The sequence below is a fragment of the Halorubrum xinjiangense genome (assembly GCF_049604745.1).
Lineage (GTDB): Archaea > Halobacteriota > Halobacteria > Halobacteriales > Haloferacaceae > Halorubrum > Halorubrum xinjiangense_A.
Map to the genome: position 1 here is coordinate 111,677 of NZ_CP187140.1, position 10,251 is coordinate 121,927.

The window sequence follows — 10,251 nt, forward strand, 5'->3', positions numbered from 1 at the left end:
TAAGCTTTCAGTTGTCGGTTTTGAACGGTTGTCGCATGTATCTGATCGTCGTGGGTGCCGGCGACATCGGCACCCCGCTCGTCGACGTCGCGACCGCCGGCGGCAACGAGGTCGTCGTCATCGAGCGCGACGAGGAACGGGCGGAGCGCGCGTCGAGGCAGTACGACTGTCTCGTGATCAACGACGACGCGACGTCGAAGGAGACCCTCCAGGACGCCGGCGCCGAGCGCGCCGACGCCCTCATCTCGACGACGGACCAGGACGCGACGAACATCATGGTCTGTCTGCTGGCCCAAGAGCTGTCGATCCCGAACATCGTCTCCGTCGTCCACAACCCCGAACACATGAACGTGTTCGAGCAGATCGGCGTCAACACGATGCAGAACCCCCAGAGCCTGATCGCCGAGTACCTCTACCGGGCCGTGAGTCGGCCGTCCGTCGTCGACTTCATGCACATCGGCGAGGAGGCCGAGGTGTTCGAGATCACTGTCGGGTCGGACGCACCGATCGCTGGCCGGACCTTGCGAGAGGCGGACGAGGCCGACCTCATCGGCGGGCAGACGCTGATCGTTGCCATCGAGCGCGACGGCGAGGGGACGCCGATAACGCCGCGCGGGGACACTCGCATCGAGGCGGGCGACCTGCTCACGGTGTACTCGGGAGCGGGCGTGACCCCCGAGGTGACGGACGTGTTCAGCGACTCCGGGGACGGCGAGTGAGATGACTGACCGGTCCGACGGCCGGCTCCCGGCCGACCTCGGGATCATCGCGCGCGACGTCGGCTCGCTCCTGCTGATGGAGGCCGGGCTGATGACCGTCTCCGTGGCCGTCGCGCTCGGTTTCGGCGAGTTCCGCGCCGCGCTCGCGTTCCTGACCGCCGGCGGCGTGACGGCCCTGATCGGCGGCCTCGCGAACCGCCGGTTCGCCGACGCCCCGGAGCCGAAGGCGAAACACGGGATGGTGATCGCCGCCGGCGGGTGGCTCACCGTCGCCCTCTTCGGCGCCCTCCCGCTGTTCCTCACGGCGTGGCTGACGCCGCCGGCCGTCATGGAGACGTTCGTCCCGGCCGCGGCCGACACATCTTCGTGGGAGCCAATCGCGGTCGGCGGGTCGACGACGGTCTCCAGTCTGGCCTACTTCCGTGACCCCCTCCACGCCGTTTTCGAGAGCATGAGCGGGTGGACCGGGAGCGGCCTGACGATGGCGATCCACGAGCCGTCGCTGCCGCGCGCGATTCAGTGGTGGCGGTCGTTCATCCAGTGGGTGGGCGGCGTCGGGGTGATCGTCCTCACCGTCTCCATTCTCTCGCGGCCGGGGAGCGGGAGCTACGCCCTCTACCGGAGCGAGGCCCGCGAGGAGAAGATCCACCCGAGCGTCGTCTCGACGGTCCGGACCGTCTGGAAGCTCGTGGTCGGGTACACGCTGTTGTCCGTCGCGATGCTGTTCGCCGCGATCCGCGCGAGCGAGAGCGCGTACGCCGAGTCGCTCTCGCTCGGGGAGACCGCCTGGCAGGCACTCAACCACGCCATGACCGGCCTGACGACCGGCGGGTTCTCCGTCACGGACAACTCGATCGCGACGTACGGCTCGCCGCTCGTCGAGGCCACGCTGCTGCCGATCATGGTGCTCGGTGCGATCGCCTTCCCCGTCCACTACGTCGTGTTGCGCGACCGCAGCCTCCGCGAGCTGGCGGGGGACCTCCAGACCCGGTGGCTGTTCGTCCTGCTCGCCGGCGGGGTCGCGGTCCTCTCAGCGCAGAACCTCGCGTCGGTGTCGGTCGCGTCCGGCGCGTTCGCGACGGAGTCGTTCCTCTCGTTTCCGGTCCCGCTCCTCGACGGCGCGGGGCTCGACGCGGTCCGCGACTCGACGTTCCAGTGGGTCAGCGCGCTGACCGCCACCGGGTTCCAGTCGGCCCCGATCGGGAACTGGGTCGCCGGCGCGAAGGTGCTGGTCGTCGTCGCGATGGTGCTCGGCGGCGCGGCCGGGTCGACCGTGGGCGGAATTAAGATCGTCCGGGCGTACACCGTCGCCCGGGGGATCGCCTGGCAGTTCTCCCGCGTGTTCCTGCCGAAGAACGCGGTCGTCACCGCGCGCATCGGCGACCGCACGCTGGACCGCGCGACGATGGAGCGGGAGTTCGGTGAGGCCGCCATCGTCACCCTCCTGTGGCTCCTCGCGCTCGGGGTCGGCAGCCTGGTCCTCGTCAACCTCGCCGGGCCGGAGTTCACCTACGCCGACGCGCTGTTCGAGATCGCCAGCGCGCAGGGGAACGTCGGCCTCTCCTCGGGGATCACCGGGCCGTCGATGCCGCCGCTGGCGGAGGCGATGTTCCTCTTCAACATGTGGATCGGCCGCCTGGAGATCATCCCGGTGTTGGTGTTCCTGCGGGCCGGGATCTGGGGACTGAACCCCTAGGCCGTCGTCGCGGCGTCGGTGTCAAGCGGTCGGCCCGCTCACTCCTCCTTTTGTACCGTCCCCATGAACGACCAGTGGACCTTGTGGCTGCCGTCGGGCTGGGGCTCCTCCGTGACGTGGTAGAGGTACGGACCGTGAGGACACTCGTCGCAGCCGTCCGCGCAGCGGAACTCCTTCACGACCTCGGTGTACCCCTCGTGTTCGGTGACGCGGAGGATGTCCTCGTTGTCCCCCGCGCTCACCGGGAGTTCGGCCTCGCCGTGGTAGTGGAGCAGCTCCTGCGCGTGGACGATCGCCTTGCGGAGCTCCTCGGGCGAGCAGTCGCTCAGCGCCTCGACGAGCGTCGGCGGGAGCCCCTCCGGGGGCGTCGGCCGGTCTGCGGAGTCGGACATGCGCGGGAGTTGATCCCGCCCCCATATAATCGATCCGCGGAGGCGGCACCACGGACGGGAGCCGCGGAGGATCCTTGTAAAATATAATGAATATTTATACGCGACCGGCGGGTAGCAACCGGCATGTACGACGACGAGGAGCTCTCCGAGATCCGCGAGGCGAAGGAGTCGTGGGAGGCGGAGACGCTCGATCCGACCCTCGACCGCCACGGGGAACGGAACGAGCGGTTCGCGACGGTGTCGAACCGCGAGGTTGATCGGCTATATACCCCCGAGGACGTCGCCGACCTCGACTACGAGGAGGATTTGGGGTTCCCCGGCGAGCCGCCGTACACCCGCGGCGTCTACCCGACGATGTACCGCGGTCGCACGTGGACGATGCGGCAGTTCGCGGGGTTCGGCACCGCCGAGGAGACCAACGAGCGGTTCCGCTACCTCATCGACGAGGGGCAGACTGGGCTCTCGACGGCGTTCGACATGCCCTCGCTGATGGGGATCGACTCCGACGACAAGATGTCGCTCGGCGAGGTGGGCAAGGAGGGCGTCGCGGTCGACACGTTACGCGACATGGAGGTGCTGTTCGACGGCATCGACCTCGCGGAGGTGTCGACCTCGTTCACGATCAACCCGAGCGCGCCGGTGATCTACGCGATGTACGTCGCGCTCGCGGACCAGCGCGGAATCGACCGCGAGGAGCTTCGGGGGACCCTGCAAAACGACATGCTCAAGGAGTTCATCGCGCAGAAGGAGTGGGTGATCCCGCCCGAGCCCTCGCTTGATCTGGTGACGGACACCATCGAGTTCGCGGTGGCGGAGACGCCCAAGTTCAAGCCCATCTCGGTGTCGGGCTACCACATCCGCGAGGCGGGGTCGACCGCGGTCCAGGAGCTCGCCTTCACGCTCGCCGACGGGTTCGCCTACGTCGAGGACTGTCTCGACCGCGGGCTCGACGTCGACGAGTTCGCCCCGCAGCTCTCCTTCTTCTTCAACTCGCACAACTCGCTGTTCGAGGAGGTCGCGAAGTTCCGCGCCGCGCGCCGGATCTACGCCCGGATTATGGAGGAGTGGTACGACGCCGAGGCCGAGGCGTCGAAGCAGCTGAAGTTCCACACCCAGACCGCCGGGCAGTCGCTGACGGCCCAGCAGCCGCTCAACAACGTCGCGCGCGTCACGATTCAGGCGCTCGCGGGCGTGCTGGGCGGCACCCAGAGCCTCCACACCAACTCCTTCGACGAGGCGCTCGCGCTCCCCTCCGAGCAGGCGGTGCGGGTCGCGCTCCGGACCCAGCAGATCATCGCCGAGGAGTCCGGCGCGGCCGACATCGTCGACCCGCTCGGCGGCTCCTTCGCCGTCGAGAGCCTCACCGACGAGACGGAGGCGGACGCGATGGCGTACATCGAGGAGATCAAAGAGATTGGCGACGGCTCCGTGCGCGACGGGGTCCTCCACGGCATCGAGCAGGGGTACTTCCACCGCGAGATCCAGGAGTCGGCCTACGAGTACCAGGAGCGCGTCGACGAGGGCGAGGAGACGGTCGTCGGCGTCAACGCCTACGAGATCGACGAGGATACCCGGCCGGACCTGCTGAAGGTCGACGAGACCACCCGCGAGCGACAGCTCGACCGGCTGGAGTCGGTGAAGGCCGAGCGCGATGACGACGCGGTCGACGCCGCGCTCGACGACCTCCGCGACGCCGTCGAGGCCGGCGAGAACGCCATGCCGGAGATCGTCGCGGCCGTGAAGGCGTACGCGACGATGGGCGAGATCATGGAAGTGTTCGAGGCGGAGCACGGGACCTACCGCGAGCGGATCGGCGTCGCCTGACCGAGCGGAGCTGCTTGAACCGCTCCGCTTCAGGCGTCGGTCAGTCCGAAACGGCCGGTTGATGCGTACTGTCTGCTGAGATCGATGGCGGGAGTGCGTTGATCGATTCGGCTGATCGAACATTTATAAGTCGAACTGGGCTGTTGCTGGCAGTTGCTTATAAATGACCGGCCACGCCGTGGTGAGTGCCTCCAAAGCCCCAGCCGCGACGGCTCGCGTGGCTCGCTGTGCTCCTCAGTCGCTCACTCCATTCGCTCCCTGCGGTGTCGCCGGCGGCTACGCCGCCGGCTTTCCGTGGCGCGTAGCGCCACGCTACTTGCGTCGCCAAGCGTCGCCCTCGCGACTGCCCCTTTGAGCCCCACCCCGCCCCGCACGGCACCACCGGAAGACGGTCCTGCTCGCTCACTACTCGCGGCTTCGCCGCTCGTTTACCGAGGTGCTCGCTCCGCTCGCACCTCGCACCGTTCGCTGCGCGGGCTGCGACTTCCGTACTCCCGCTCGCTCCCTCCGGTCGCTCGCGGCACGCAGCCTCACACCTCCCCAGCCTCGTCGGCGGCCCTCCGCTTCGCTCCGGACCGCCGACTCCCTCGCGCGTGCGATTCGCGCCCGAAGGGCGCTCATCGGCACGCGCCACCGCATCGGCTGTTATGTTCAATCGTCGCCGCTCACCGACTGATATTTAAATGCGATCGTGCTGCTGCTACCCTGTTCAATTCACCCCCGCTATCGATCGTCGTTGTGACGGTACTGATCGCGACCGGTCGAATGTGTCAGAGGACGTCGCTCTCGACGAGTCGAGAGCGAAAACAGGAGAACGATGAAACGCGACGGATCTGCCGGCGTCACGCCGTCTCGACTGGGCGCGCGGACTCCGCTCGCCACGCGTTGCCCCGGCGGCCCGCCCGCCGGAGGTCGAGCTCGACGACTGAGCCGGGGTCGAGCGACGACAGCTCGGCCTCAACATCGGGGTCGTCGTACTCGACGACGTACAGCGTCCCGTTGCGCGGGAACTCACGGAGCGTGATCGCCCCGTGGTCGTTACACGCTTCGACGATCGTGTACTTGCCGGACCGGTTCATCACGGTTAGCGTTTCAGCTTCCAGAAACATAGTTATGCAATCCCTACGGCTGCGTACGGCGGCGTCGGGGGCGCCTCGACCGCGAGGCGGAGTGAGAGTCGACCGCGACCAACCCCGGTCGCAAGCCGGTCCCTAATCGATACAAGCCGCCCCCGACCCGACCGCGAACGGTCCATTTTAATCGGGGCGCCGCCTCGCTCCGGTATGACGGAGACGGAGATCCCCGAGGACCACCCGCGGTACGCGTCGCTCGTGACGCGTCACCGGATCGAGGCGGGCGTCGAGAAGGGGATCACCTCGAAGCAGGGGCTGATCGCGCAGGGGCGCGGCGAGGCGTTCGACTACCTCCTCGGCGAGCGCACGCTCCCCAGCGCCGACGACGCCGCGCGCGCCGCGGCCGCGACGCTCCTGCTCGCCGACCATCCCGTGATCTCGGTCAACGGCAACGTCGCCGCGCTCGCGCCGGCGGAGACGGTCGATCTCGCCGAGGCGGTCGACGCCGACCTGGAGGTGAACCTCTTCAACCACACTGACGAGCGCGTCCGCCGGATCGCTGACCACCTCCGCGAGCACGGCGCCGACGAGGTGAAGGGGCTCGCCGGCGACGGCGAGATCCCCGGCCTCGACCACGCGCGCGGCGTCGTCGACGCCGACGGGATCGAGGCGGCCGACGTCGTCGTGGTCCCCTTGGAGGACGGCGACCGCGCCGCCGCGCTCGACGCGATGGGGAAGACGGAGATCGTCGTCGACCTCAACCCGGGAAGCCGCTCGCCGCGGACCGCGGACGTGCCGATAATCGACAACTTGCTGCGCGCCGTGTCGAACGTGACGGCGCACGCGAAGGACCTCGCGGACGCGACGCCGGACGAACTGGAGCGGACCGTCGAGGAGTTCGACGCCGACGCCGCGCTTGACGCGGCGGAGGCGGCGATCCGCGATGGGTCGTTCGCGGACGGGGACGGGAAGTAGTCGCCGCGCCGCTTCCCCCGCCGGAAGGCAAAAGCGTGCGCCGTCCTAACGGATACTATGGAACTCGACGAGACGGACCGGGCGATCCTGCGGATCCTCCAGGAGGACGCGCGGACCCCGTTCTCGGAGGTCGCGCGTCGAATCGACATGTCCAGCGCGACCGTCCACGACCGAGTCAGTCGCCTTGAGGAGGCGGGCGTCATTCGGGGGTACCACGCCGACATCGACCCGAAGGCGGTTGGGTACGGCGTCGGCGCGTTCGTCGGCCTGCGCGTCGAGCAGGGCCGCGAGGAGGACGCGCTCGAACGCCTCCGCGGCATCGACGGCGTCCGCGAGATCCACCTCACCACCGGCGAGTGGGACGTGATACTCCGGGTCGTCGCGGCCGACACCGACCGGCTCCGCGAGCTGATGTTCGAGCGGATCGCGGAGACCGAGGGGTTCTCGCGCTCGCAGACGATGGTCATTCTCGGCACCGATTACGAGCAGCCCGGGCCGCCGCTGTAAGGAAGCGGGACCGGAACGCTCAACTCGGGACCTCTCCGAACGGTGACCATGAGCACAGGTGTGGCCGACGGGTTCGACCCGTCGCCGGAGCGCGCGTGGGCGGCGGTTGTCGGCGGCGTCACCGCGCTGCTGGCGGTCGGATCGCTGGTCTTCCCGCGCGTCGTCTACGACCGGTTCCTCTGGCGCTACTTCTGGGGGCCGGTCGTCGCGGACGGCGAGGGCGCGCAGTGCGCGGTCCGAGAGCCCGGCGGCACCACGGAGCTGCTCGGCAGCAGCGCGGCGTGCCAGTCGGCCGCGAGCGCCGGCGAGGTCGTCGCAACCCCAGGGTACACCACCTTCTCGACGGTGAGCTACGTGGTGATCCTGCTGGCGATGCTGATCGGCGTCGTCTTCCTCCTCCGCCGGCTCGACATCGCGACCGAGCTCCGCTTCTTCTTCGCGCTGTTCCCGTTCATGCTGTTCGGCGGGGCCATGCGGACGGTCGAGGACGCGGGCGTCGCCGCGACCGACGCCGGCGTCGAGCCGCTGATCGCCTTCCCGGCGAGCGCGGTGCTGATCAGCCCGTTCATCTACTTCACGGTGTTCCTGTTCACGCTCGCCTGCGTGGTCACGGCGTACGCGCTCGAACGCCGCGGCGTCGTCGACGACTACGCCCGCCCGCTGTTCGCGTCGGGCGCGGCGGGGCTCGCGCTCGCGGTCGGCTACCTCGCGTACCTCGCGGCCACGACCGGTTACGTCACCTTCTACCCGCAGGTGCTCGTCCCGACCCTCGTCATCGCGACGGTCGCGACCGCCGGCACGTGGGCGCTGGCGACGCGACGGATTCCGACGATCCGACAGGGGACCGGCGCGGCCGGGATCGTGATCATCTGGGGCCACGCGATAGACGGCGTCGCGAACGTGATCGGGCTCAACTGGATGCCGGCGCTGACCGGGACCGAGAATCTCGTTCCGAAGCACGTCGTCAACGCGCTGATCGTCGACTGGACCGGGCGGCTCCTCCCGGACTCGATCCTCGCCGTCACCGGCGACGCGTGGCCGTTCCTCCTCGTGAAGCTCGCGGCCGCGACGTTCGTCGTCTGGGTGTTCAACGGCGAGATGTACGAGGAGTCGCCGCGGTACACGCTGCTGCTGCTGATCACGGTGCTGGCCGTCGGGCTCGGGCCGGGCACGCGGGACATGCTGCGCGCGACCTTCGGGGTTTAAGTAGCCGATTCGGCTTCGGTTTGTTATTTATAAGCGATTCCCGTGGGTGGCGTCGCGAACACGTCCGAAGCCGCAGTCGATCGCTTATAAATACCTGTTCGCAGATCGGTGGCAAACACCGCTAAAGCCCCAGCCCCCGTTTATAAATAGCCGTCCACAGATCGACTGCGAACATCTCCAAAGCCCCAGCCCCCCGTTTATAAATAGCCGTCCACAGATCGACTGCGAACATCTCCAAAGCCCCAGCCGTGAGGGCGTCGTACGCTCGCTGCGCGCTTCAGTCGCTCACTTCGTTCGCTCCTTCCAGTGCTTGCGTCGCCTGCGCCGCCCTCCCGCCTGCCCCTTTGAGTCCCGCCCCGCACAGCAACCGCACCTCACGCCTCCCCAGCCTCGTCGGTGGTCCTCCGCTTCGCTCCGGACCACCGACTCCCTCGCGCGTGCGGTTCGCGGCCTGTCGGCCGCTCACCGGCGCGCGCCACTGCCGATCATTTATAAGCAGTTATCGGGAACGCGCCGGGGTTGGCCATCTGACCCCGTTCCGCAACGGCATCCTATAAACCGTCGCGGGCGAAACGGATTCGATAATGCTGAACGGGGTCAACGTCGCGCTCGGGGTCTCGGGGAGCATCGCGGCGGTGAAGGTCGTCGAACTCGCGCACGAACTGCGCCGCCACGGCGCGAGCGTCCGCGCCGTCATGTCCCCGGCGGCGACGAACATCATCCACCCGTGGGCGGTCGACTTCGCGACCGACGAGCCCGTCGTCACCGAGATCACCGGGAGCGTGGAACACGTCGAGCTCTGCGGCCGCGAGGGCTGGGCCGACGTGCTACTGCTCGCGCCGGCGACGGCGAACACCGCGGGGAAGATAGCGTCGGCGGTCGACGACACGCCCGTGACGACCTGCGCGACGACGGCCTTGGGCGCGGACGTGCCGGTCGTGATGGCGCCCGCGATGCACGAGCCGATGTACGACCACCCGGGCGTCCTCGACGCGCTCGACCGCCTGGAGTCGTGGGGCGTCCGCTTCGCCGACCCGCGGATCGAGGAGGGGAAGGCGAAGATCGCGGCCGAAGATGACATCGTGACGGAGGTCGCCCGCGCGACGACGCCCCAGACGCTCTCCGGAGCGCACGTCGTCGTCACCGCGGGCGCGACGAAAGAACGGATCGACCCGATCCGGATCTTAACGAACCGCGCGTCGGGGAAGACCGGCCGGGCGGTGGCGCGAGCGCTCTACCTCCGCGGCGCGCGGGTGACGCTCGTCCAGGACGGTCCCGACGTCCCCTACGCCGACGTGGTCGCCGTCGAGACGGCCGACGAGATGATGGCGGCCTGTCGGCGGACCGCGGCGACCGCGGACGCGCTGATCTCCGCGGCCGCCATCTCCGATTTCACCGCCGACGCTGTCGATGAGAAGATCCGGTCCGGCTCGCCGCTCTCGGTCGAGCTGGAGCCGACGCCGAAGCTCATCGACTCGGTGCGCGAGGCGTACCCCGACCTCCCGATTGTCGGGTTCAAGGCGGAGACGTCGGGTGACGACGCGGCGATGGTCGCGGAGGCGGAGCGCATCCGCGACCGCGTGGGGCTGGCGTTCGTCGTCGCGAACGACGCGAGCGTGATGGGCGGCGACGAGACGCGCGTTCTCCTCGTCGGCGAGGACGGGACCGAGCCCGAGGAGGTCGCCGGCTCGAAGGACGCAGTCGCCGGCCGTATCGCCGACCGCCTCGCGGCGACGCTCGACGCGTCGGCGTAAGCGGCGGCCAACCGGTCGCTCGCGCGACGTCGGCGAGTACCTCAGACGACCCCGAGAGGCCGAGACCCAGCGCGGACGGTATCGCCCGCCTCCGGCAGGGTCTCC

9 protein-coding genes are annotated in these 10,251 nt (G+C 68.9%); 7 read left to right on the top strand and 2 right to left on the bottom strand.

The features are described from left to right. The first annotated feature begins 35 nt into the window (after positions 1-35). Positions 36-719 (top strand): potassium channel family protein, encoded by a 684-nt coding sequence (locus tag ACOZ35_RS01470; protein ID WP_424014722.1) that lies wholly within the window; start codon positions 36-38, stop codon positions 717-719. 1 nt (position 720) lies between these two features. Beyond that, positions 721-2,415 carry a potassium transporter TrkG gene (locus tag ACOZ35_RS01475; protein WP_424014723.1) on the top strand — a complete coding sequence of 565 codons (1,695 nt, stop codon included), beginning with the start codon at positions 721-723 and terminating at the stop codon, positions 2,413-2,415. 38 nt (positions 2,416-2,453) lie between these two features. Here the strand turns inward: ACOZ35_RS01475 and ACOZ35_RS01480 are convergent, their stop codons facing one another. After that, complete coding sequence (locus ACOZ35_RS01480; protein WP_424014724.1) at positions 2,454-2,807, bottom strand: hypothetical protein; 354 nt, start codon at positions 2,805-2,807, stop codon at positions 2,454-2,456. A gap of 123 nt (positions 2,808-2,930) precedes the next feature. On the opposite strand from ACOZ35_RS01480, the gene ACOZ35_RS01485 reads away from it, so the two are divergent. Further along, positions 2,931-4,631 carry an acyl-CoA mutase large subunit family protein gene (locus tag ACOZ35_RS01485; RefSeq protein ID WP_424014725.1) on the top strand — a complete coding sequence of 567 codons (1,701 nt, stop codon included), beginning with the start codon at positions 2,931-2,933 and terminating at the stop codon, positions 4,629-4,631. An 842-nt stretch (positions 4,632-5,473) separates the two neighbouring features. On the opposite strand, the gene ACOZ35_RS01490 is transcribed toward ACOZ35_RS01485, so the two are convergent. Beyond that, a complete protein-coding gene (locus tag ACOZ35_RS01490; protein WP_424014726.1) occupies positions 5,474-5,710 on the bottom strand; it encodes a hypothetical protein in 237 nt (78 codons plus the stop codon). Positions 5,711-5,914: 204 nt separating this feature from the next. On the opposite strand from ACOZ35_RS01490, the gene ACOZ35_RS01495 reads away from it, so the two are divergent. The 4 genes from ACOZ35_RS01495 to coaBC all read left to right on the top strand — a co-directional run bounded on the left by ACOZ35_RS01495 (position 5,915) and on the right by coaBC (position 10,146). Next, entirely contained in the window at positions 5,915-6,679 is a 765-nt protein-coding gene (locus tag ACOZ35_RS01495; protein ID WP_424014727.1) for a 4-phosphopantoate--beta-alanine ligase, read from the top strand. Positions 6,680-6,736: 57 nt separating this feature from the next. Further along, positions 6,737-7,186 (top strand): Lrp/AsnC family transcriptional regulator, encoded by a 450-nt coding sequence (locus ACOZ35_RS01500; RefSeq protein ID WP_004598227.1) that lies wholly within the window; start codon positions 6,737-6,739, stop codon positions 7,184-7,186. A gap of 48 nt (positions 7,187-7,234) precedes the next feature. Then, positions 7,235-8,392, top strand: a complete 1,158-nt coding sequence (locus ACOZ35_RS01505) for a DUF63 family protein (protein WP_424014728.1) — start codon at positions 7,235-7,237, stop codon at positions 8,390-8,392. Positions 8,393-8,976: 584 nt separating this feature from the next. Beyond that, the gene (gene coaBC / locus ACOZ35_RS01510) at positions 8,977-10,146 is read left to right on the top strand and encodes a bifunctional phosphopantothenoylcysteine decarboxylase/phosphopantothenate--cysteine ligase CoaBC (RefSeq protein WP_424014729.1); all 1,170 of its coding nucleotides are present in this window, start codon (positions 8,977-8,979) and stop codon (positions 10,144-10,146) included. Positions 10,147-10,251: the final 105 nt, after the last annotated feature.

Excerpts from the sequence above, each read along its gene's own strand:
- ACOZ35_RS01470 (WP_424014722.1), top strand. The coding sequence starts at position 36 with ATGTATCTGATCGTCGTGGGTGCCGGCGACATCGGCACCCCGCTCGTC.
- ACOZ35_RS01495 (WP_424014727.1), top strand. The coding sequence starts at position 5,915 with ATGACGGAGACGGAGATCCCCGAGGACCACCCGCGGTACGCGTCGCTC.
- ACOZ35_RS01490 (WP_424014726.1), bottom strand. The coding sequence starts at position 5,710 with ATGAACCGGTCCGGCAAGTACACGATCGTCGAAGCGTGTAACGACCAC.
- ACOZ35_RS01485 (WP_424014725.1), top strand. The coding sequence starts at position 2,931 with ATGTACGACGACGAGGAGCTCTCCGAGATCCGCGAGGCGAAGGAGTCG.
- ACOZ35_RS01505 (WP_424014728.1), top strand. The coding sequence starts at position 7,235 with ATGAGCACAGGTGTGGCCGACGGGTTCGACCCGTCGCCGGAGCGCGCG.
- ACOZ35_RS01475 (WP_424014723.1), top strand. The coding sequence starts at position 721 with ATGACTGACCGGTCCGACGGCCGGCTCCCGGCCGACCTCGGGATCATC.
- ACOZ35_RS01480 (WP_424014724.1), bottom strand. The coding sequence starts at position 2,807 with ATGTCCGACTCCGCAGACCGGCCGACGCCCCCGGAGGGGCTCCCGCCG.
- coaBC (WP_424014729.1), top strand. The coding sequence starts at position 8,977 with ATGCTGAACGGGGTCAACGTCGCGCTCGGGGTCTCGGGGAGCATCGCG.
- ACOZ35_RS01500 (WP_004598227.1), top strand. The coding sequence starts at position 6,737 with ATGGAACTCGACGAGACGGACCGGGCGATCCTGCGGATCCTCCAGGAG.